22 protein-coding genes and 4 pseudogenes are annotated in these 20,039 nt (G+C 44.7%); 7 read left to right on the forward strand and 19 right to left on the reverse strand.

The features are described from left to right. Nucleotides 1-41: 41 nt before the first annotated feature. The 7 genes from B5F07_RS07480 to asnS form a co-directional block, all read right to left on the reverse strand. Nucleotides 42-281 (reverse strand): RNA-binding S4 domain-containing protein, encoded by a 240-nt coding sequence (locus B5F07_RS07480; protein ID WP_087160641.1) that lies wholly within the window; start codon nucleotides 279-281, stop codon nucleotides 42-44. A gap of 141 nt (nucleotides 282-422) precedes the next feature. Beyond that, on the reverse strand, nucleotides 423-695 hold the full coding sequence (locus B5F07_RS07485) for an HU family DNA-binding protein (RefSeq protein WP_087160642.1): 273 nt from the start codon (nucleotides 693-695) through the stop codon (nucleotides 423-425). A gap of 260 nt (nucleotides 696-955) precedes the next feature. Continuing rightward, the gene (locus B5F07_RS07490; RefSeq protein ID WP_087160643.1) at nucleotides 956-1,966 is read right to left on the reverse strand and encodes a CotS family spore coat protein; all 1,011 of its coding nucleotides are present in this window, start codon (nucleotides 1,964-1,966) and stop codon (nucleotides 956-958) included. Nucleotides 1,967-2,031: 65 nt separating this feature from the next. After that, the gene (locus B5F07_RS07495) at nucleotides 2,032-3,366 is read right to left on the reverse strand and encodes a CCA tRNA nucleotidyltransferase (protein WP_087160644.1); all 1,335 of its coding nucleotides are present in this window, start codon (nucleotides 3,364-3,366) and stop codon (nucleotides 2,032-2,034) included. Between the two features lie 43 nt (nucleotides 3,367-3,409). Continuing rightward, nucleotides 3,410-5,002, reverse strand: coding sequence for an ATP-binding protein (locus B5F07_RS07500; protein ID WP_087160645.1), 1,593 nt, complete (start codon nucleotides 5,000-5,002; stop codon nucleotides 3,410-3,412). Then, nucleotides 4,996-6,078, reverse strand: a complete 1,083-nt coding sequence (locus tag B5F07_RS07505; RefSeq protein ID WP_087160646.1) for a metallophosphoesterase family protein — start codon at nucleotides 6,076-6,078, stop codon at nucleotides 4,996-4,998. Before B5F07_RS07505 ends, B5F07_RS07500 begins: the two co-directional genes overlap by 7 nt. Nucleotides 6,079-6,244: 166 nt before the next feature. Then, nucleotides 6,245-7,636, reverse strand: coding sequence for an asparagine--tRNA ligase (asnS, locus tag B5F07_RS07510; protein WP_087160647.1), 1,392 nt, complete (start codon nucleotides 7,634-7,636; stop codon nucleotides 6,245-6,247). Between the two features lie 201 nt (nucleotides 7,637-7,837). Between asnS and B5F07_RS07515 the strand changes: the two genes are divergently transcribed. Beyond that, nucleotides 7,838-8,707, forward strand: a complete 870-nt coding sequence (locus B5F07_RS07515; protein ID WP_087160648.1) for a MerR family transcriptional regulator — start codon at nucleotides 7,838-7,840, stop codon at nucleotides 8,705-8,707. A 10-nt stretch (nucleotides 8,708-8,717) separates the two neighbouring features. Here the strand turns inward: B5F07_RS07515 and B5F07_RS23530 are convergent. After that, nucleotides 8,718-8,873, reverse strand: a pseudogene (locus tag B5F07_RS23530) (DUF2992 family protein); the annotation flags it as partial. Nucleotides 8,874-9,143: 270 nt separating this feature from the next. On the opposite strand from B5F07_RS23530, the gene B5F07_RS07525 reads away from it, so the two are divergent. Further along, complete coding sequence (locus tag B5F07_RS07525; protein WP_087160650.1) at nucleotides 9,144-9,626, forward strand: GNAT family N-acetyltransferase; 483 nt, start codon at nucleotides 9,144-9,146, stop codon at nucleotides 9,624-9,626. 27 nt (nucleotides 9,627-9,653) lie between these two features. Here the strand turns inward: B5F07_RS07525 and B5F07_RS07530 are convergent, their stop codons facing one another. The 6 genes and pseudogenes from B5F07_RS07530 to B5F07_RS07555 all read right to left on the reverse strand — a co-directional run bounded on the left by B5F07_RS07530 (nucleotide 9,654) and on the right by B5F07_RS07555 (nucleotide 15,495). Continuing rightward, nucleotides 9,654-10,106, reverse strand: a complete 453-nt coding sequence (locus tag B5F07_RS07530; protein WP_087160651.1) for an 8-oxo-dGTP diphosphatase — start codon at nucleotides 10,104-10,106, stop codon at nucleotides 9,654-9,656. Beyond that, nucleotides 10,103-10,672 carry a class IV adenylate cyclase gene (gene cyaB, locus B5F07_RS07535; RefSeq protein ID WP_162613067.1) on the reverse strand — a complete coding sequence of 190 codons (570 nt, stop codon included), beginning with the start codon at nucleotides 10,670-10,672 and terminating at the stop codon, nucleotides 10,103-10,105. Before cyaB ends, B5F07_RS07530 begins: the two co-directional genes overlap by 4 nt. Nucleotides 10,673-10,685: 13 nt before the next feature. Continuing rightward, entirely contained in the window at nucleotides 10,686-11,156 is a 471-nt protein-coding gene (locus B5F07_RS07540; protein WP_087160653.1) for an LURP-one-related/scramblase family protein, read from the reverse strand. A gap of 64 nt (nucleotides 11,157-11,220) precedes the next feature. Continuing rightward, a pseudogene (locus B5F07_RS07545) lies at nucleotides 11,221-12,696 on the reverse strand (DEAD/DEAH box helicase); the annotation flags it as partial. A 32-nt stretch (nucleotides 12,697-12,728) separates the two neighbouring features. Beyond that, nucleotides 12,729-14,462 (reverse strand): hypothetical protein, encoded by a 1,734-nt coding sequence (locus B5F07_RS07550; protein ID WP_087160655.1) that lies wholly within the window; start codon nucleotides 14,460-14,462, stop codon nucleotides 12,729-12,731. 13 nt (nucleotides 14,463-14,475) lie between these two features. Further along, a complete protein-coding gene (locus B5F07_RS07555; RefSeq protein WP_087160656.1) occupies nucleotides 14,476-15,495 on the reverse strand; it encodes a WYL domain-containing protein in 1,020 nt (339 codons plus the stop codon). A 190-nt stretch (nucleotides 15,496-15,685) separates the two neighbouring features. Between B5F07_RS07555 and B5F07_RS07560 the strand changes: the two genes are divergently transcribed. Beyond that, nucleotides 15,686-15,874 carry a hypothetical protein gene (locus tag B5F07_RS07560; RefSeq protein ID WP_087160657.1) on the forward strand — a complete coding sequence of 63 codons (189 nt, stop codon included), beginning with the start codon at nucleotides 15,686-15,688 and terminating at the stop codon, nucleotides 15,872-15,874. Nucleotides 15,875-15,927: 53 nt separating this feature from the next. Here B5F07_RS07560 and B5F07_RS07565 read toward each other — a convergent pair whose 3' ends face one another. From B5F07_RS07565 to B5F07_RS23540, 3 genes and pseudogenes are all read right to left on the reverse strand, one after another. Continuing rightward, nucleotides 15,928-16,107 (reverse strand): hypothetical protein, encoded by a 180-nt coding sequence (locus B5F07_RS07565; RefSeq protein ID WP_087160658.1) that lies wholly within the window; start codon nucleotides 16,105-16,107, stop codon nucleotides 15,928-15,930. 1 nt (nucleotide 16,108) lies between these two features. Further along, entirely contained in the window at nucleotides 16,109-16,285 is a 177-nt protein-coding gene (locus B5F07_RS23535) for an Arm DNA-binding domain-containing protein (protein ID WP_334293368.1), read from the reverse strand. Further along, nucleotides 16,271-16,426, reverse strand: a pseudogene (locus tag B5F07_RS23540) (plasmid recombination protein); the annotation flags it as partial. The gene B5F07_RS23535 and the pseudogene B5F07_RS23540, both read right to left, overlap by 15 nt. Nucleotides 16,427-16,439: 13 nt before the next feature. Between B5F07_RS23540 and B5F07_RS23545 the strand changes: the two are divergent. Beyond that, a pseudogene (locus B5F07_RS23545) lies at nucleotides 16,440-16,610 on the forward strand (plasmid recombination protein); the annotation flags it as partial. Here B5F07_RS23545 and B5F07_RS07575 read toward each other — a convergent pair. After that, nucleotides 16,543-17,184, reverse strand: coding sequence for an Arm DNA-binding domain-containing protein (locus B5F07_RS07575; RefSeq protein ID WP_330397761.1), 642 nt, complete (start codon nucleotides 17,182-17,184; stop codon nucleotides 16,543-16,545). The pseudogene B5F07_RS23545 and the gene B5F07_RS07575 overlap by 68 nt on opposite strands. A gap of 15 nt (nucleotides 17,185-17,199) precedes the next feature. Beyond that, a complete protein-coding gene (locus tag B5F07_RS07580; protein ID WP_044986770.1) occupies nucleotides 17,200-17,388 on the reverse strand; it encodes a transcriptional regulator in 189 nt (62 codons plus the stop codon). Between the two features lie 240 nt (nucleotides 17,389-17,628). Between B5F07_RS07580 and B5F07_RS07585 the strand changes: the two genes are divergently transcribed. Genes B5F07_RS07585 through B5F07_RS07595 form a run of 3 tightly spaced genes read left to right on the forward strand, consistent with a single transcriptional unit; the run spans nucleotide 17,629 to nucleotide 19,894 of the window. Then, entirely contained in the window at nucleotides 17,629-18,207 is a 579-nt protein-coding gene (locus B5F07_RS07585; RefSeq protein ID WP_087160659.1) for a helix-turn-helix domain-containing protein, read from the forward strand. 36 nt (nucleotides 18,208-18,243) lie between these two features. Beyond that, the gene (locus tag B5F07_RS07590) at nucleotides 18,244-19,347 is read left to right on the forward strand and encodes a DUF262 domain-containing protein (protein ID WP_087160660.1); all 1,104 of its coding nucleotides are present in this window, start codon (nucleotides 18,244-18,246) and stop codon (nucleotides 19,345-19,347) included. Further along, on the forward strand, nucleotides 19,334-19,894 hold the full coding sequence (locus B5F07_RS07595; protein WP_087160661.1) for a hypothetical protein: 561 nt from the start codon (nucleotides 19,334-19,336) through the stop codon (nucleotides 19,892-19,894). The genes B5F07_RS07590 and B5F07_RS07595 overlap by 14 nt, the downstream gene beginning before the upstream one ends. The last annotated feature ends 145 nt before the right edge of the window (nucleotides 19,895-20,039 follow it).

Raw genomic sequence — 20,039 nt, forward strand, 5'->3', positions numbered from 1 at the left:
TGCTGCTTTTTATTATATGAGGGGTTGTACAGACTTATGACTCAAAGATAGCGGAACATCTCTTTGGCGTCTTCCTTTTTCGTCGTCTCCTGTATCTGGAGCACTTCCACCTTCACGTTTCTCGTGCCGAACTGGATCTCAATGATATCTCCTGCCTTCACATTCACCGACGCCTTGGCAACTTTACCGTTGACCGTGACTCTTCCCGCATCGCACGCCTCGTTCGCCACAGTGCGCCGTTTGATCAACCGGGATACCTTTAAAAATTTGTCCAAACGCATAGTTTTTCTCCCCTGTCCTGTTACTTTTTCTGTTCCGGTTTTGCCTATCAATAAAGGCACTTACAATGACTGCCATTGTAAGTGCCTGTCCATTCTTCAAACCGGTCTGGTTAGGATCTGTCCTTTTTCTGAACCGACGGATTAGTTGATTGCGTCCTTTAAAGCTTTTCCTGCTTTAAACTTCGGAGCCTTGCATGCTGCAATCTTCATTGTCTTTCCTGTCTGCGGATTTCTTCCTTCTCTTGCAGCTCTCTCACTTACTTCAAATGTTCCAAATCCAACAAGCTGTACTTTATCTCCTGCTTTCAGCTGCTCTGTTACAACGTCAACAAAAGCCTTTAATGCTTTTTCGGAATCTTTCTTAGAAATCTCTGCTTTCTCTGCAACTGCTGCTACTAATTCTGTCTTGTTCATGGATATTTCCTCCTTTATTGCACATGATACAATATTTTCTTTTTAAGGTTCCTGCCTCTCCGTTCACAGGAATTCACCCTTATGTATTGTTATACCGGTTTCATATCCCTTTGTCAAGATTTTTCGGCGTTTTTACACGTTTTTACGTGATCCGCAGACTGCTTTCCATCCTCCCCGGCAGTACGGCACAGAATATCGGCAGAAACAGCCGCCGGCGCGGACTGCCGGCAGCTCTGACAGACAAAATAATGCAGACGCTTTCATCCCCGCAGCTCCAGAGAAAACTCTTCCTCCAGGAACTCGTATTTTTCTTCTGCCTGCCGCACAGCAAGGCGCAGTTTTTCCACGTTCTTCTCCGGAAGCCAGGCCTTGTTGGAATGGTAATAGCTGCTGGCAGTCTTCCAGAATTTCTCCGGATACGCCAGGTACAGCCCGATATATTCCCGCTCGCACTCCTCAAGCGGTCTGACACTTTCATATGCCTCAATGATCTCCGCGCCAAGTTTTTGTTTCCAATGATGTTTTTCCATTGCTTTCCGGAGGAAGTAATAGAGATCATGCACCCGGATGTCCACACACATATGCTCAAAATTCGTCACTGCCGCTCCGTCCCTGCACATCAGGACATTGTGATAATTGTAATCACCGTGGGCAAGAGTACACTCCGCCGCGCTTTTTTCGTAAAGCCGCAGACAGCCGGAATCTTCCATCCGCGTCACCACCCGCTGTGCCAGTCCGAACATTTTTTCAAAGCTCTCAAGGAAAAGATATTCGAACTCATTTTTCCCCACACGGTTTCTGATAAACGAACGCACTTTTTTCAGTTCACGGTTGTGCCGCCCCAGCTCTTCCAGGGGGGACCGCCGCTGCCCGATACCGGTTCCCGTGAAAATTTCTTTTTCTTCCAGACGCTGCATTTTAATATGAAGAATCGCAAGCGCCCGAGCCGCTTCCAGGATCTCGGACTCCCGCTTTATGTCGCACTCTCTGCCCGTGTACCACTTCTTCATCATATAGCGGGTCCCGTCCCTGGCCGCACTGACAAGTTCACCGTCTCTGGTAAATACCGGGGTATCCACTTTCATATGTTCCTCAGTCTCCAGGCGGCTTAAAACAAGATACAATAAGGGGGCGCGCTTCTGTGAGACCGTGGTCTCCTTCAGAAGCATCGTCCCCTCATTTGTATCGCAAAAAAACGCACCCCTTATCTTCCGGGTGCTCTTTACTTCGACATCATAGCGCTCCAGCACTTCCAGTTCATACTCTCTCATGGCTGCCCCCTGTCTCCTCGTATTCTGGTTCTTTCTAATTTATGAAGAGGACAGCCCGAGTATGCTTATAAAGCGAGCTTTTTTCTCACATAATCACACAGGATATCTTTCTGGTTTCTCTCCGGGTCGTCGATCACGTATTCCAGAAGTTCGCTCAGCATGCTTCCGATCTCCCTTCCCGGCTTCATTCCCATATCCATGAGTTCTCTGCCGCCCACAGCAAGCTGGCGCAGAGTCACACACTCCTCGTTGATAAGGATCTCATGGTACAGCTCCCGCATGGCGACAATATTTTCGATTTTCTCCCGTCTCCGGTAGGGGCTCTGCGCCTTGGCGTCCGCCATCCGTACCGCCAGATAATACGGGAAAAGGTCCACACCGATCCGGTTCATGGCGCGGCGCACATTTGCCGGGGTAGCCTCCACCCGGTAATCGTGGTAGCACACCAGCCTGCTCACTGTCTTAACGGTATCATTATCGAATTTCAGCCGGCGCATTACCCGGCGGGCGATTTCCTCACTGACAAGGGCATGCCCCTTGAAATGATCCCTGCCTTCTTCGTCTGTTGTTCTCACTGCAGGTTTTCCCATATCATGGAACAGCATCGTCAGCCGCAGAATCTTGTCCCGTTTTACATTTTTCAGGGCGTGAAGCGTGTGTTCCGCCACATCATATTTGTGGTGCGGTGTATTCTGCTCCACACCTACCATGGCATCCCACTCCGGCAGGATCACCTTCGTGATTCCCAGTTCATATGCATCCATAATCCGTTCCGGATGCGGGGAGACGAGCAGTTTCACAAGCTCCGCCTGAATCCTCTCGGCGCTGATGTTCTTCAGTGTGGGAGCAAGCTTCTTCACCGCCTCCGCAGTATTCTTCTCAATGGGGAAATTCAGCTGTGCAGAAAAGCGCACCGCGCGCAGAATCCTGAGCGCATCCTCGGAAAACCGCTCCTCCGGGTCGCCCACACAGCGGATCAGATGGTGGTTCAGATCCTTCATGCCGCCGAAAACATCCACCAGTCTTACCTCATCGTTGTACGCCATTGCATTGATTGTAAAATCCCGGCGCCGCAGATCCTCCTCAAGCCGGTTCGTAAACCTCACCTCTTTCGGATGCCTGCTGTCCTCGTAGGCTCCGTCAACCCGATACGTAGTCACCTCATAGCTGTCCTTTCCAAGAAGCACCGTGACCGTCCCGTGCTGAATCCCCGTATCCACAGTGCGGCGGAACAGTTTCTTGATCTCCTGGGGCTTGGCCGAAGTCGTAATATCCCAGTCCTCCGGACGTCTCGCCAGGATAGAATCCCTGACACAGCCGCCGACCGCAAAGGCCTCATAGCCGTGGAGCTGAAGATTATTGATAATCATCAGCACCTTTCTTGGCAGTGTTATCTTCATGTATCTCTTCCTTCCTGCAAATGAGACAGGTTTTCAACCGTTCTCAGAATTTTTTCAACATTTCTTCTTCCCTCTTTTGACAAGATAATATTATAACCTGTCTTTCCTGTCCGCTCAACCATTTTAACGCAGATTTCAGTCTTTTATCATCATAAAACGCAAAAGTATCGTCCAGAATCACCGGCATGGGCTCCTCCTGCAGGATCGATGCGGCCGCCATACGGATCGCAAAATAAATCTGCTCAATCGTCCCTCTGCTCAGAGCCCCGGCGGGGATGCGCCGGACGCCGTCCCACACGGAGATTTCCATCTTCTCGCCTACATTCATGGAAATATATTTTCCTCCGGTCAGTTCGGAAAATATTGCGGAGGCTCTCCTGTCCAGCAGACGGGAAGTCCTGCTGCCAAGTGATGCAGCCGCCTCCCGCAGATTCTCTTCCGCCATTTCCAGAGCGCGCACTCTCTTCCCGCACTCCTTCTCCGTCTCATCCTCCGGCATCTCCTCATAATCCTCCCTCAGATTCTGCAGACGGATCTCCTTCTCCTTCCACTCCGCCTGAATCCGGTCCATCTCCCACTGAAGTTTCTGGATCGTATGGTCTGTGTTTTCGGACGCTTTCCGCGCTTCATAATCCGGCTGCCGCGCTGCGCTTTTCCCGTCGTCTTCTTCCGCATGGTTCTGCGTTTTTCTGCGCCTGCGGATAGTCCCGGAGATCCCCGCGGCAAGAAGCCCTGCACCGATCAGGAATATGACTCCTGCGATGAAAAGGAACGGCAGGGAAGAGCCCGAAAGGTTCTGTCCGCCGATCAGGGTGCCCCATGCTGTCCCCGCAATTCCGATCAGAATCCCCGCTATCCCGCCTTTCACCATGCTGTCCGGGCTGACGGAAGTTTCCTCCTGTTCTGTGCCACGGGCTTCTTCCTGTTCTGTGCCATATGCCTCTTCCCGGGCAGCGCGAAGCTCTTCCGCCTTTTCCTCAAATTCCGTCTGCAGCCCCGCCATATCCTGTTCCAGGTAGCGGCACTCCTGGGCGATTCCTCTGCGCCTTTCTTCCCGGCGCGCCTGCGCTTCCTTCAGTCTTCTTCCCGCATCTTTTCTCCGGTCACGGAGCATCTGAAGAGCGCTGCTCAGATCGATTTCCTCGCTTCCCGTCTCATAATAGTTCGCCGCATAATTTTTCAGGCTGTCGGCAAGCCCCTGCCCCGGCATGGCCATAAACTGCCGTACCGATACCGTGCTGTCGAATCCGGAAGGAGTGATCCCGCCCAGAAGCATCTCCAGATCTCCCTGTTCCACAGAAAGCTCCTCCCCGTCATCCTCGCACACGAGGGATACATGTTTGGTATAGCGGTCAAAACTTCTCTCAAGGCGGAAATTTCTTCCTCCGCACACAAAACGCATCACTCCCGCGTACTGGCCGGGATTGTCCCACGGCTCATAGCGGGTAAAATCATCCTTCGCCGCCGCTTTTCCCCTGCCTCTTTCCAGCCCGAAGAGCATGGCACGGATAAACGCATGGATTGTTGATTTGCCGAACTCATTTTCCCCGCAGATCACCTGGACGCCGTCCCGCAGATAGAAGCGGCGCTCGGAAAACTTGCCGAAATTTTTCAGATACAATTCTGTAATTACCATGCTCCGCCTCCTTCCCTCCGGCATGCAAGCAGTACCTCCACACCCTCGCACAGGGCCTGATATTCTTCGCTTTCCTCATTGCAGCCCCGAAACCTGTCGATATATTTTCCAAGCAGATTGTCCCTGTTTTCCCTGTAAAGCCGCTCAAAATCATAAGCGGGCACGGACCCGTCCAGAACCTCAAGCACGTTTCCCGATTCCGCCGCCTGCTGCAGCAGATAGTCCGTATCAAAGCTGATATCCGCATCCCGGCAGCCATTCAGCTCAATCTTGTAAATATTATCATTTCCATAGTTGTTAATTTCCTGACCAATCCTGTTTCTGACACTTCTCTGTGTATCCGTCTCATCCACAGTCAGCTCAAGATGAATGTAAGATCTGCGCGCGCAGGGAATCCAGCGGGTCCGTACCCCCTTCTCCGTAATCTCCCCCTGCACATACCCGTGAAGACCGGTATCATTTTTGTCAACCGGTTCCAGGGCTCCCGCATAGATAATCCTGTTTTTTACCAGTGCCTGCGGCTTATGGATATGCCCCATCGCCACATATGCAAATCCCGACCGCTCCAGCTTTCTGCGGTCTATGGGAATATGCCTTTCATCCCCGCCGTGCCCCAGCAGAATCTCAAAGGGCTGCTTTCCCAGCGGCTCCAGATCATCATACAGCGGTTCCGTGATCTCCCGGTGATGGTAACTGAGCCCGTAAACTGCTGTTTCAAGCTCCGGGAACTCCATGTACTCCGGCGTCTCCTCCAACAGCGGAAATACATTTTGGCTCCACCGGAATGTCCGATAGTAGGAGTCACTCCTGATATAATCATGATTTCCCGCAATCAGAACAACCTTCGTGTGGTTCAGCGTCGCAAACATACTGTCCGCTTCTTTTAACTCCTTCAAAAGAGGCTGCCTGTGAAAGAGATCCCCTGCAATAAGCAGAAGATCCGTGTTCTGTTCCTCGCACACATCGATCACATGCTCAAATGTATCCCAGATTTCCCGGCCGCGTCTCCCCCTTAACGCAGCGCCTGCTTCCGGCTCCGCCCCCAGATGTACGTCCGCAATATGGATAAATTTCATACTTCCCTCCCGGCCTGTCCTGCCAGCCAATTTCTGTAAATAAGTTGCGTCGTTGAAACGGGCTGATATCCTGTCAGCTCCAATGTCCCTGCAAGCCAAAAGGGCGGCACACAGGATGTGCCGCTCCTCATTTTTCTTTTGTCTGATGGTCGCTTTTTGATCACTGTTACAGCTCGCAGTTGTTCACCGTTCTAGGGAACGGGATCACGTCGCGGATGTTCGCCATTCCGGTCAGATACATCACGCAGCGCTCAAATCCAAGTCCGAATCCCGCGTGTCTTGTTGATCCGTATTTTCTCAGATCCAGATAGAACTGGTAGTCTTCCTCTTTGAGTCCCAGCTCTCTCATTCTGGTAAGGAGCTTGTCATAGTCATCCTCCCTCTGGCTTCCGCCGATGATCTCGCCGATTCCCGGCACAAGGCAGTCCACCGCTGCAACGGTCTTTCCGTCGTCATTCTGCTTCATGTAGAATGCCTTGATCTCCTTCGGATAGTCGGTCACGAACACCGGACGTTTGTAGATCTCTTCCGTCAGATAGCGCTCATGCTCGGTCTGAAGATCACATCCCCAGGAAACCTTGTACTCAAACCTGTCATTGTTTTTGGCAAGAATGTCAATGGCTTCCGTATATGTCACACGGGCGAAATCAGAATTCACCACATTGTTCAGCCTGTCAAGCAGCCCCTTGTCCACAAAGGAATTGAAGAAATTCATCTCATCCGGTGCATTCTCCAGAACGTAGCTGATCACATACTTGAGCATCGCCTCCGCCAGTTCCATATCATCATCCAGATCAGCAAATGCGATCTCCGGCTCGATCATCCAGAACTCCGCCGCATGCCTCGTTGTGTTGGAATTCTCCGCCCGGAAAGTCGGTCCGAATGTATAAATACTCCGGAATGCCTGGGCGTATGTCTCGCCGTTGAGCTGTCCGCTCACCGTAAGGCTCGTCTCTTTTCCGAAGAAATCTTTGCTGTAATCTACCGTGCCGTCCTCGTTCTTCGGCACATTCTCCATGTCCAGTGTGGTCACGCGGAACATCTCTCCCGCGCCCTCGCAGTCACTTCCGGTGATCAGCGGAGTATGCACATAGACAAATCCTCTCTCCTGGAAAAATTTATGAATCGCATATGCCGCCAGAGATCTCACACGGAACACTGCCTGGAATGTATTCGTTCTCGGACGCAGATGGGAAATCGTCCTGAGATATTCGAAACTGTGACGTTTCTTCTGCAGCGGATAATCCGGAGCGGACGCTCCTTCCACGCACACCTCGTCCGCCTGGATCTCAAACGGCTGCTTTGCCTGGGGCGTCGCCACAAGCGTACCGGTGACGATGACAGCCGCGCCTACGTTCAGCTTTGAGACTTCTGCAAAGTTCTCCATCCTGTCGTGATAGACGATCTGCAGAGTCTGGAAATAAGAGCCGTCATTCAGCACGATAAACCCGAATGTCTTGGAGTCGCGGATACTGCGGATCCAACCGCCAACCGTCACCTTCTTATCCAGGTACGCCTCCCTGTTTTTAAATAATTCCCGAATCGTTGTCAGTTCCATAATAAAACTCCTTAAACAAATTATTCTGTTTTTGTCAGTATTGTCATTATAGCACTGTCGGGCGGAGGCGTAAACAGGATTTTTATCACTCTTGACTCTCACGCAGCGTGATAGTGTATGCTTAGTTACAGGGAAGCATAACAGACTCTGACCGGTCACTCCTGTTTTCGTCCCTTTATTCTATTGAGAGGAGCCTTTGAGATGAAAAGTATAAGCCAGGTTGCCAGACTCACAGGCGTCAGTGTGCGGACGCTGCAGTACTATGATGAGATCGGGCTGTTAAAGCCCAGCAAACTCACTCCGTCCGGCTACCGCCTGTATGATGACGAGGCACTGCAGACGCTGCAGCAGATTTTATTTTTTAAAGAGCTTGGATTTCAACTGAAAGAGATCGATGAGATTTTAAAGGATCCGGATTTTGACCGGATCGCCGCTTTCAAAAAACAGAAAGAACTTTTTCTGTTAAAACGGAACCGTACCGACAGGCTGATACACCTTCTCGAACGGCTTGAGAAAGGAGAACCGTGTATGAGCTTTAAAGAATTTGACCTGTCTGATTATATCAACGCCCTGGAAGATTTCAAATCCAGTCAGACCGAGACGGTCATCGAGCACTGGGGCAGCGTCGAAAATTTCGACATGTTCATCCAGAAAATCAAAGACGATGAAGAACATGTGGCACAGCTTGCCATCCGGCAGTTCGGCAGCATTGAAAAATATACCGAAGCCATGAAACACAATCTGGAACATTTCTCCGAAATCATGGATGACTGGTATGCCCAGGTTCCGGAAGAAATGAGGACGGAGGATAAGTTTCTTAAACTGGCGTCGCGCAGAGGAGAAGACGTCTCCTCAGATCCCGTTCAGGACCTTGTGAAAGAAATCATTGCCAATGTCCGGGGAAATACACCTTCCGTACTGGTCGGGAACGAGGGCAGCTACTGCCGGATGATCATTGACTGCTATTCCAACGATTATCTGAGACGGGTCTTTGATACAAAACATGGGGAAGGAAGCTGTGATTATATCGTAAGGGCTTTTCAGTATTATATGGACAGCAACAGCCTGTGAAGCTGTGGGGTCGTAATTTTAAAGCCTGTTGGGACTTTGTGCCTGTTCCTGTACTCTGTACCTGTTTGTGCACTTCCCGCTGCATCCGCTTCGGGTTCCGCCCTGCCTCTTCTACAACAGCTGCCACAGCCGGACTAAATCGCAACCGATCGTAATATTTCAGTACGCTACCTACCGGCTCTGGCAGGAGAGAGGCCCCTGCGTTGCGTTTTTATCTTTGCGCTCTAAGTTTAGCATATTAACGGATATTTAGCTACAAATTGCTGTACAGATACCTGCAAGGTATCCTTTTAAAAATCAACGCAGATATGAACAGTCGAACTTACACAGCTAAATAAGACATGGCTGAATAATTCCCCCTGTCGCAAAAATTAAAGAGATGATACAATATAAAAGCAGTGCAGATTATTTTCAATAGATCGCAAAGGGAAAATATATGAAATATACAATACGAAAAATGAACGTGCAGGAATATCTCCTGCTGAATGATTTCCTATATGAAGCTATCTTCATCCCGGCCGGCGCCAAAGCGCCATCCAGAGACATTACCTCTTCTCCCGAAATGCAGGTCTATATTGACCAGTTCGGGACTCGGAAAGATGATCATGCCCTGGTGGCAGAAGCTGACGGAAAGGTCGTCGGCGCAGTATGGGTTCGGATCATGAATGATTATGGACATATCGATAATACAACACCTTCTCTTGCAATCTCCCTGTATCCGGAATACCGCGGTCTGGGAATCGGAACCTGTCTGATGCAGGAAATGCTGTCATTTCTCCAATCGCAGGGATATAAGCGCATTTCCCTGTCCGTGCAAAAGGCGAACTATGCTGCCAGAATGTATCGAAAACTTGGTTTTGAAGTTGTTAAGGAGAATGGTGAAGAATGGATTATGCTGTGGCAGAGGGACAGAATTTGACATATTATGTGACCGCTGTCTCGGATATTATTTCAGCACATACGTCCATTCCCCGTTTTCTCTCACATAATGGAACTCACTCACATCATCTTCTGTAAATACCTTTAACAGATCCAGCATGTCCTCCGCAAGATTCCCGTGCTTCATCTCCTCCAGAGTCATCCATCTGACATCGCCTTCTTCCGATGCCCGAAGGTTCCCGCTGAATTGATCAGTTTTGTAAAGGAGCACCAGATACCTTGATCCGTCTTCTCTTTCCCAGTCTTTTGTACCACAGATTCTGGGACTTCTTATCGTAAGTCCGGTTTCTTCATAAACCTCGCGGATCACGGAATCCACAAAGGATTCGCCTTTTTCAACATGCCCTCCCGGAAAGGTAAGGCCGCCCCACTTTGCATCCACCCTGTCCTGTACCAGTACCTGACCTTTATCGTTATAAATCATACACATATTGGTAAGTGTTACAACTTCCGCCCTCATGACAATTCTCTTCTCCTTTTCCCCTGAAGCATGGACAGATAAGATATTCTGACTGTATCGGAGATCTGGTATCCCAATCTGTTCAGAATAACTTCTATCTGAGCAAGCGCCGCACCTTTCTCCGCTTCACCAGAAACCAGTATCTCAAGTTCCAGAAATTCGCCAAGCCCGTGCACGGAATCCAGACATGCCGTCATCTGCTCCTTTTGAAGCATCACCCTCTCCTTCACCACTTCGGGATCTGCCGGAGCGAAACCTGCTGCCCGCAGAATCTCTCTGCAGACTTCGCCGTCCTCCACACCTGTTTCCAACTCTTTCCGTGTCATCGTCCTGTCATCCAGTTTCCTGCCCTTAAAATTCATCTGCGCCCGGATCGTTCCTGTAAGATAATCTTTCGTTTCACGAACCCGGAGTGCCTCGTCGTTCGCTCTGATGTTGCCGCCGGCATTATCAAAATATGTATCTCGCTCCTGAATAAAAGCAATCTCTTTAAATCCCATTTTCAGTATTTCAGACTTGATGGTGTCAGGCTCTGAAACCGGGAGTTTCACTTCTACCTCTATCATTGCAGACTCTCCTTTACTGCCTGGAACATTTTTCGGCATCAATCGCAAGGGTAAACATAAGCACATGTAATGCATCCTTTGCATTCACAATATCCAGAACATAAGTATCTGTCATGTGGAATAGTTCTTTTGAAATAACCGCCACGTCATTTCCCGCTGCATCTGTAATCGTATAATCCCATTCCAACCAGCTTCCCTCAATATGCCATCCATTAAAATCAATGTCGTAGCGCGGCGTAAAAAATGAAAGCTCTTTGCAGACAGAACCGATCAGACGATCCCCCTCATACACTTCAAACTTCGGAAGGAAAGTAAGCACACGTTCTTTCACCATTCCAAGTTCCCGCCCCGCAGCATCAAATATCCTGAGACAGTGCCCCCAGGACAATTCTCCCTTTACCTCATAGACTGTATCGCCATTCTCATTATAAATGTCGTAACTGTCCAGCCAGGAAAAAAATCTTTGTTTAAATAATAATCTCATTTGTGCTCCCTTCGATAATCATTTTTCTGTGAGCGGTTCCTGAACAAATTCGCTGCGCCGCTTCTTACTCACTGGCATATCTCCTGCGGTAATATTCCATGGTTCGGTATTCCAGGATATCCTTCATCTGCGCTTTAAACGCCGCCTTATGAATTACCGGTTCCAGATCCGGTCTGACTGCAAGCGCGTAACCTTCTTTATCGATAAAGAACCCTTTACCGGAAGATTTTAAAAACCGGACCGGCATGCTCTTAGCCTTACTCAGATGCTGCTTATCCGTCATGGCCTTATAATCCGTATAAGAAATACCTTCTGAGAAATCCTTCCAGTTCGTGCCATGATTGAAAAATTCCTTCCAGCTTTCCAACATCTCCTCATCTGTCACTGCCATACGGATATTTCCGTGATTATAAAAGCTGTAAAGGATGGGCATTTTATAAACCTTCTGCATATCTGTCGTCTCGATCAAAGCAAGGAATTCCCTGCCGATTCCGGAAAACACTTCCCTCTCATCATCCGATAATTCATCCAGATCATTCAGAAATTCCAGATATCTGCGGAAAGGATTTTCTCTGGCATGTTTCATACAGTACTGATAAATATCGTCATCCATATAGGAAAACAGTTCCATACGGGTCGGCACTTTTCCCCCAAGCAGATCTTTTACCCGGTAAAATTCGTTCCGGATCTGTTGTTTCACAGGCAGAGACTTCTTATTCATTTCAGCGAACAGATCGATCAGCCTCATATCAAAATCTACAATACAGTCATCCGGATATGCAATCCGGCCGCCTTCTCCAGCGACTTTTCCGAAAAAGCTGTTTTCTCCGCTTAGAAGCAGCGGCGCTCTCCCTGCCTTCTCGTAATTTCCGATAAAATCCAGGACATTCAGAAATGTTTTCCCTTTGCTGATACGCAATCCTCTGCCAAGCTGCTGCAGAAAGACGACCGGCGATTCTGTCGGCCTCAAAAACATCACCATGTCCACCGACGCAATATCCACGCCTTCGTTAAACATATCCACCGAGAAAATCACACGTATCTCCTGATTCTTCAGCCTGCGGACCGCCTCCTGCCTGTCCTCGGAATATTCACCATCGGCATTACTGTAGACCGCAACGGCAGCAACACCTCTCCGGCAGAATTCTTTTGCCATCTCCTCCGCATGTACCCTGGAACAGCAGAATCCAAGCGCTCTTTGCGAACCGTATTTTCTGTAATACCGGTAGATCAGATCATACCGGCCCGGATTTCTGATATAAGTCTCAGTCAGTTCCTTTTCATCATACCGGTCTTTTACACGATGCAAGCCGGAGTAGTCCGTTTCGTCGTAGATACCATAATAATGAAACGGGACCAACACCCCCTTGTTGATCGCTTCCCTGAGAGAAATTTCATAAGGCACATTATAATCGCAGATCTCATATATATTCCTGCCGTCCATCCGCTCCGGTGTGGCAGTAAGCCCCAGTAAAAATCTGGGTTTAAAATAATCCACGATCCGCCGGTACTGATCATTTACCGCATGATGGAACTCATCAGCTTATGTCAAGGGTAGACTAAACATTTTTTTCAAAAATCCGGTTTGGCTATTTCCTCTTGCTCTATAAACTTCGCCTCAACATACAAAGCTCTCTCTGGACCTGAAATCTCCATACCTTTACGAGTCAAATTCATCGTTCCAATTTTTATTGTTTTAGGCAGATCTTCTTCGGTGTACTTTTCTGCCTCTTTTGGGCGCATCCTCCCATCAATTACATCTCCTATTGTTACTTCGCATTTTTCCATATCAATTCCAGGCATTCTTCTGAAATACACTCCCGAATACTCCGCATCTCCAAACTCATTAAACGAAATATCTTTATCTATTCCTGAAAAATATGCTCCAGTCCTCTCATCAGTCTTACCATAGTCCAAATAGTATATGACGGTTTCATGGTAATTAGCATACTCACACAACTTATAATAATCATTTCTGTTATTTGTATCTGGGATTCCGATTATCGCATCTTTGTCATGGACATCATACGCCCCAAGGAAAAGATAAAACAGAACATATGCATTATCTCTGGCCTTCTCTACGATATCCCACTCTTCCATATTATCTTTGTGGAAATATCCATTTCTAAGTTCCTTTATATCATAAAGCTTATTCTTGATATACTCATAAGTATTATCATCAATTTCGATTCTTAGCAGATCCTTGTTACCAGGAAATTGAAAGAATTGAGTCAAGCAACCTAAAGTAATATCTTCTTTTTTATTTACAATGTTGTTATCAGTAAGATCAATAAGACCATTTCTGCCTGCAAAAATGCGTCGATTTCTTCCATCTTTTTCGTTGGTAGATAATGATGCAAAATCATACAAGAACTGCTCCATTGATTTCAGATACCCCATAGCGACTGCAGTGAAATCAATTTTTCCAGATTTTACTAGCGAATCATACAACCATTCTGCTGTAAGGAAACTGACAGCAAACTTTTTATTTCCAAGCATAACCTTGTAAAAATCTTTATCAAAGAATTGCTTTTCCATTTCCTTCATTTGTTCATCTGAGATTCCTGCCGATACTGCATCCTTATAATCAAAATGCTTTATCTTATATTCAACAGCCTTTTTATAACTAAATAACGTACTTGGAGTAAGTGTTTTAACAACACGATACCCTAAGACTTCTTTAGCTTTTGCTGTTATCTCATGTATAACCTCAATGAATTTTTTATATTCTTCGCTATCAAAAACCTCTTCAAAAAACTGTCTAATTGAGTACAAATGCGTCTTTTCTGATGCTTCATCTTCACTCAAATTTTGGTACCCAATGTTCTCCATTGATGCTCTTCCTTCTACCAAGGAAACTATCTTATAATTATCTGCTTTACACCCTTTTGTCGCTGCATTTAGATAACTTGTGGGCAGAGTGTTTTGCATGCCGAATTCTTTAAATATATACAAAATTCTACCGGTATTATCACTTTTAATAAATGAAAGAAAAGGTGCTGGTATAATCATATCTTTTCCGTTGTGCTGTATTACTTGTGTACTAATTTGGACAAGTTCTACTTCTATATCGCGCTCTTTGAGATTATCACGTATTACACGTCTCACAACAGCAACAGACTCTTCATTCACCTGTTCTATAAGGAACTTATACGAACTATACCCCTCGTCTTCATACACAAAGAGCCTTTTTGCAGTATTCAAATCGTAAGATACCACCTCTGGCCTTGGTGCCCTCTTAAATCGCATTGATTTTATTTTCGACAAGGTTTCTTCCTTTATACTTTCGTAGTAATCATTATTCATAACTCAGATCCCCCTAATCTTGCTGGTACACGCTCAACGCGTCCCTATGAAAACTAATCATCTTCTGTCTCAGTGATTCCGGAGCAATCACCTCTGCATCATCATATCCGAATCTTCTAAAGTAAAAGAATATCTGATCTTTAGAGCCCTTGAAGTAGTAATAATGTCCGTCTTCACGGTTCTCTACATGATCAACACAAGGTCTTCCATAATAAATCCTGCTGAATGATTTTTCCCCGTAATCGGTTAATCTTACGCAAGACTCCTCATCATCATTGATAGCAAACTGCGGTCCATAATGCAGCATCATGTCCAAGTGCCTTTTAACATCGTCGGATATCGTTCCCATTCGATTGCTACGATTAAGATTAGTAATCCTGTTAAGCCTATAGCTCTTTGCCACCTGTTCACCACTCCTGTCATCAGTCTCAGCACAGATTAGATAATTAAACATCTCTCCCTGACCTACTACCACACGATACGGAATCACTTCATGCACCACGCTCTTATTCCATATCGTCGTGAAAGCTACCGGTCTATTGCTTTTACAAGCTTCATCCAACAACTCGTAATTGTCACGGAATATGATCTGCTCACGTTCATTCAGTGGCTTGTCGCAATAGCTCATTAGCAATCGACAAAAGTACTGTGATATGTAATCTGAATCCCCCAGATCAGTCATGATCTTAATAATCAGACTTTCAGTATCCTTGGTTGGTTTCAGAGATAAGCGCTTTGGGTTTTTCCCTTTTCTGGTAGGAACCTCAGGCAAGATTACATTTTTCAAAATGCTATCTGCTAGGATATCACGCTTTTCAGCTGACTTTATAACACCAACCATTTCTGTCTTTACTGCATCATACTTCTGCTTGTACTCCTTTACATACTGCCCATAAAAGCCTGTAATCAACATGGATAGGAATCGGTTCTTATTTACAGTACGTCCATCTCTTTTAAATATCTCGAATAGGCTGGCATCATTCTCTAAGATCCGCCCTACATTATCCGGGACATATATATTAATTTTCTCCATTGCCGCCTTTCTTTCTTCTCGCGTCCCCTTTTTGGGGCTGTAAACTATTTATTTTTGACATTATATCACGTAATTATCGTGATATAAAGGGGCTGTGAAATTATATTTCTTACTTTCTATACGCCATGTTTTTTCTGCGTTATTATATAATCACAATCAATCAACTAACACCACCAAAGGAGGTACCCCTATGGAAAACAAACTCATCGAAGTAGTAGACGCTTTCCCTAGCATCATTAAGAACACCCATCTTAATGTCACCCTTCAGGGATGGCCTGCAGCCGTCACTGCCATAGCATTATGCTGTGCCGGAGTTGCGGTCTACGCAATCAAAGCCACTACCCCTTCAGAGGCTCCCACTACTCAGGGAGCCACCTGATGTGGCTGTGCGACAAAAAAGAACCGGTCAGATCTCTCCAACCGGCTCTCAGCCTACCCCTGTATAAACTCCATAACCTCATCCTTAAAATTCCACAATATCTCCATATGCTCCCGATCCGTTATCCTTACCTCTTTCACCAGTGCCTTTACCACATCGGCAGACAGAGCCTCAGCCTCTGAAAAGGACTGAATCTTCTCCACCGCCCTGGCTGTCTCACCGCTGCCTTCCATTTTAAGCTCCTGAGCCTGCTTTTCCAAAAGAGCTATATATGTCTACAAAAGCAGAAAAGCTCATATTGATGTCTTTGGACTGCTTTTGGAGAAATTCCCTCTCCCATTGAAGCGCTTCTTTCTTCGTTGCAAATCCCCTCTTCGTTTTAATCTGCTTTTCACCCATATTCCGCTCCATAACAGTCTTCGAAATAGACATTTTCCCAATCTCCTGCTGTAACTTTTTCTGCTGTTGTTCCAATTTTTCATTATCAGATAACAACTTCTCTTTATCTTGTGCCAAAGTTTCCGTCTGTTCTCGCAGTAGATCATTTGTCGCAAAAGGGACATGACATGGTATTGAATGGGAACAGAAAGGAACCCATGAGAAGCATTTGTCTGTTCTGGATTTTGAAAAGCAGGAGAGGGCAAAAGAAGTAGCGGCTTTAGAAAAAGCTATTTCCGGTGGGAAAAAGGAATTACAAGATATTCAAATTCAGCAGACAAAGACTGTGCGGGAAACGAATGGTAGGAATACGGCTTGTCTTTTACCGCTTCAATAAATTTTAAATATTCCTCTTTTGTCCAGAAAAGCATTTCCTCTGCTTTCCCTTTTCCAAGCGGGCCCGCTTTTACAACCGGATTACTTTTCAATTCATAGAAACGCACTGCGTGATTGAAAAGAGCGCTTAATTCTGATTGCAGAGTTTTCAGATACGTAGGAGCATAAGGTTTTCCTTTATCATCACGATAAGAAATTTGTTCATTTTGCCATTGGATAATATCTGTTGCACGAATGTCACGCATTTTCTTGTCCTTAAAATATGGCAATAACTTTGTCCGCAGAATATGTTCCTTTGTCAGCCAGGTATTGTGTTTCAGTTTCGGCTTCATATCTCTGGTGTAGGCTTCTACAAACTCTCCAAAGGTCATATCCAGATCAGCAGCTTCTTTCATACGGAAATGACGTTCCCATTCTGTCGCTTCCCGTTTGGTCTTAAAACCTCTTTTCACTTTCCGACAGTTTTTTCCTGTCCAGTCATAATAGTGAAACGATACATACCACGTTCCACGCTTTTCATCTTTGTACGCCGCCATGACTTCACCTCCCTCTTAATTTGCCTGCGCCATACCATAGAATTTTTCTTCATAGTATTTTCTGCTTACTCTTCCGGCGATTGTAATAAATCCTTTTGCTTCCAGTTCTTCATTCATCTGCCGCACCAATTTGTAGGCAAATGGTTTGGAAACGCCCAAGTCCTGTGCAACTTCACCGGCTGTTACAAATAAATCATTCTTCAAATAGATGTCCTCCTTTTTTATTTAGCTTTTTTGTTAAGTTTTATATTCGCATTATACTTGGCATTTACGTTATTGTCAATAGCATATTTGTTAAGCTTATCTTTTTTATTAAATTTAGCATTTATGATAAGTTTATGTTGTCGTATTATTCAAAACATGGTAGACTATAAGGGATAAAAGACTACTTTAAAAGCAGACTATAATCTGCTTCTACTCGATCTTTCAGAAAGGATACTGAATATGATATTAGGTGAACGAATAAAGCGAATCCGCACGTTTCGTGGCTTAACACAACGGGAATTAGGCTTGAAACTGGGATATGAAGAACGTAATGCCGATGTCCGTGTTGCACAATATGAGTCCGGCTATCGTGTTCCTAAAAAAGATACGCTTATGGAAATCGCAAAGATTTTAAATGTCAATTACATCAATTTTATCACTGTGACTCCCGGCTGCGCTGAAGATATTATGCAGACGTTTTTCTGGCTTGACGAGGATAACCGTAATACTTTCCATTTATTTCAGCTTGTTCCTAATCCCGGCAAGTACAATTCTGATGATAATACTGTACGGTATAATGACAGTGATGACTGGCCTGCTCATGCACCTGTAGGAATGTGGATCGATTATGGTCTTGTGAATGAATTTCTGCGTGAATGGTGTCTGCGGAAAGAACAGTTAAAGAACGGGGAAATTTCAGAGGACGAATATTTTGAATGGAAGATAAACTGGCCTGCTACCAGTAGTGATGTTGATGAAAAAGGGAATGACAAGAAAAATAACAGTTATCAATGGAAAAAAACTAGTTTTTCTTTTTAACCACATATAATTTATAAAACGAAATGGAGTGATTGTATGAAAAAAACAACTGCTAAAATTATCCAAATCAGTGATATTATTCAATGGAACGAAAAAAATGAAATTGAGTTATCACCAAAATATCAACGTAATAGTGTTTGGAACGAAAAGGCTAAAGCCTACTTAATTGATACCATAATTCGTGGTTTACCTATTCCTCCAATTTTTCTACGACAAAAAACAGATATTACTACAAAGTCAACAACTCGTGAAATTATTGATGGACAACAAAGAATCCGAGCAATTTTAGAATTTATTGTAAATGAAAGTTTTTCAATAAAAAAAGCCCATAACAAAATGTATGGAGGAAAAAAATATTCCGAATTAGATGAGGAAGCTCAAGAAGCCATGCTAGAATATGAAATATTGGCAGAAGTTGTTACAGAAAAAGACGAAAGTTGTATATATGATATGTTTGCGCGCTTAAATTCTAATAATTATGTACTCAACAGGCAAGAAATTCGGAATTCAAAATATTGGGGAGACTTTAAAGTATTTATATACCGTCTTGCATCTCAATACAGAGATTTTTTCTTAGAAAATAAGTTATTAAGTGATAATGATTGTGCTCGAATGCGTGATGCTGAGTTGATCACTTCCATGATTATTGTCTTAAAGGAGGGCATCGTAAGTGAATCTCCTAGTTTTGTTGACAGTATATATGCAAAATACGATAAAGATTTTGATGATATAGACAATATTGAAAATCAATTTAATTCTGTAATGGAAATCTTATTAAGCATTTATCAATACTTAAACGGTAATCTAGGATGTTTCGAAAACAAAAATTACTTTTTTACTCTTTATTGCACTATTTTAAACCAGATGTATGGAATTGTATCTTTAAATCTACCAAGATACAATGTATTTAGTCAGACATCTATTAAAGAAAATTTACCACTTTTAATAGATACTTTAATCCAATTTATCCATGACTATGATAGCAATATTACAGACAAAGACAATACTCATGGATTATATTACGAATTTTCAGAATTTGCAAAACACCACAAACAACGAACTACTAGCAAATCCGAAAGATTAAGCCGTATTACCTTCTTAAATTCAAATATAGGAAGTATAATCAATGACAACAAATGAAATTAAAAATGCCATTACAACATGGAGTAACTGGGCTAGCGATACACACGTTCAGCGATACGATATTGCCCTATTAAAAATATGGATACAATTTGAACGATTTATATCAGAATTGATCATCACTTACTCCACAGGACATTCCTCCGAGAAAGGATATGCCCCAATATTAAAAATACAATTTCAAGATGAAGAACAATTCAATGCATTTATGCGAGAAGGTAATAAAAAGTATGTTGAATATTTGAATAAAATTGAAAAACTATCAAAACATATTTTTGTAAACGATCCCTTCGATGTTATTTTTCTCGACGTAACTAATAAAAACGCCTATGAGCAATTAAAAGCGTTGCGAAATTACATTGCTCATGAAAGTGGTGAAGCAAAATCAAAATTAATTAATTTATGTTTTAGTGGAAATGCAAATAATTTTTTAGAGCCTAACGATTTTTTACTCACAAGAGAACGTTCAACAAGAAATACATACTATACTTACTATATCACTATCATTCAGAATATTGTGGATTTATTAGTTGACCCTCCCACCTAATTTAGGTATCAAAAAGGTATCACGCCACACACTAAGGTAAGCGCCAAATAATAGTGCGGTAAAATATAAAATTACTCCATCCCTTTGCGAGTTGGAGTAATTCACTATAATTCACATGCGATTTTTGATAGATTGGAGTTTTTCA

It is taken from the genome of Lachnoclostridium sp. An169 (assembly GCF_002160525.1).
In the GTDB taxonomy this organism is placed as follows: domain Bacteria; phylum Bacillota; class Clostridia; order Lachnospirales; family Lachnospiraceae; genus Mediterraneibacter; species Mediterraneibacter cottocaccae.

Excerpts from the sequence above, each read along its gene's own strand:
- B5F07_RS07490 (WP_087160643.1), bottom strand. The coding sequence starts at position 1,966 with ATGAGAGAGTATGAACTGGAAGTGCTGGAGCGCTATGATGTCGAAGTA.
- B5F07_RS07540 (WP_087160653.1), bottom strand. The coding sequence starts at position 11,156 with ATGAGATTATTATTTAAACAAAGATTTTTTTCCTGGCTGGACAGTTAC.
- B5F07_RS07500 (WP_087160645.1), bottom strand. The coding sequence starts at position 5,002 with ATGGTAATTACAGAATTGTATCTGAAAAATTTCGGCAAGTTTTCCGAG.
- asnS (WP_087160647.1), bottom strand. The coding sequence starts at position 7,636 with ATGGAACTGACAACGATTCGGGAATTATTTAAAAACAGGGAGGCGTAC.
- B5F07_RS07590 (WP_087160660.1), top strand. The coding sequence starts at position 18,244 with ATGAAAAAAACAACTGCTAAAATTATCCAAATCAGTGATATTATTCAA.
- B5F07_RS07495 (WP_087160644.1), bottom strand. The coding sequence starts at position 3,366 with ATGAAGATAACACTGCCAAGAAAGGTGCTGATGATTATCAATAATCTT.
- B5F07_RS07530 (WP_087160651.1), bottom strand. The coding sequence starts at position 10,106 with ATGAGGGCGGAAGTTGTAACACTTACCAATATGTGTATGATTTATAAC.
- B5F07_RS23535 (WP_334293368.1), bottom strand. The coding sequence starts at position 16,285 with ATGGAGCGGAATATGGGTGAAAAGCAGATTAAAACGAAGAGGGGATTT.
- B5F07_RS07485 (WP_087160642.1), bottom strand. The coding sequence starts at position 695 with ATGAACAAGACAGAATTAGTAGCAGCAGTTGCAGAGAAAGCAGAGATT.
- B5F07_RS07480 (WP_087160641.1), bottom strand. The coding sequence starts at position 281 with ATGCGTTTGGACAAATTTTTAAAGGTATCCCGGTTGATCAAACGGCGC.
- B5F07_RS07555 (WP_087160656.1), bottom strand. The coding sequence starts at position 15,495 with ATGGAGAAAATTAATATATATGTCCCGGATAATGTAGGGCGGATCTTA.
- B5F07_RS07505 (WP_087160646.1), bottom strand. The coding sequence starts at position 6,078 with ATGAAATTTATCCATATTGCGGACGTACATCTGGGGGCGGAGCCGGAA.
- B5F07_RS07565 (WP_087160658.1), bottom strand. The coding sequence starts at position 16,107 with ATGGAAGGCAGCGGTGAGACAGCCAGGGCGGTGGAGAAGATTCAGTCC.
- cyaB (WP_162613067.1), bottom strand. The coding sequence starts at position 10,672 with ATGATAGAGGTAGAAGTGAAACTCCCGGTTTCAGAGCCTGACACCATC.
- B5F07_RS07585 (WP_087160659.1), top strand. The coding sequence starts at position 17,629 with ATGATATTAGGTGAACGAATAAAGCGAATCCGCACGTTTCGTGGCTTA.
- B5F07_RS07575 (WP_330397761.1), bottom strand. The coding sequence starts at position 17,184 with ATGGCGGCGTACAAAGATGAAAAGCGTGGAACGTGGTATGTATCGTTT.
- B5F07_RS07525 (WP_087160650.1), top strand. The coding sequence starts at position 9,144 with ATGAAATATACAATACGAAAAATGAACGTGCAGGAATATCTCCTGCTG.
- B5F07_RS07560 (WP_087160657.1), top strand. The coding sequence starts at position 15,686 with ATGGAAAACAAACTCATCGAAGTAGTAGACGCTTTCCCTAGCATCATT.
- B5F07_RS07595 (WP_087160661.1), top strand. The coding sequence starts at position 19,334 with ATGACAACAAATGAAATTAAAAATGCCATTACAACATGGAGTAACTGG.
- B5F07_RS07550 (WP_087160655.1), bottom strand. The coding sequence starts at position 14,462 with ATGAATAATGATTACTACGAAAGTATAAAGGAAGAAACCTTGTCGAAA.
- B5F07_RS07515 (WP_087160648.1), top strand. The coding sequence starts at position 7,838 with ATGAAAAGTATAAGCCAGGTTGCCAGACTCACAGGCGTCAGTGTGCGG.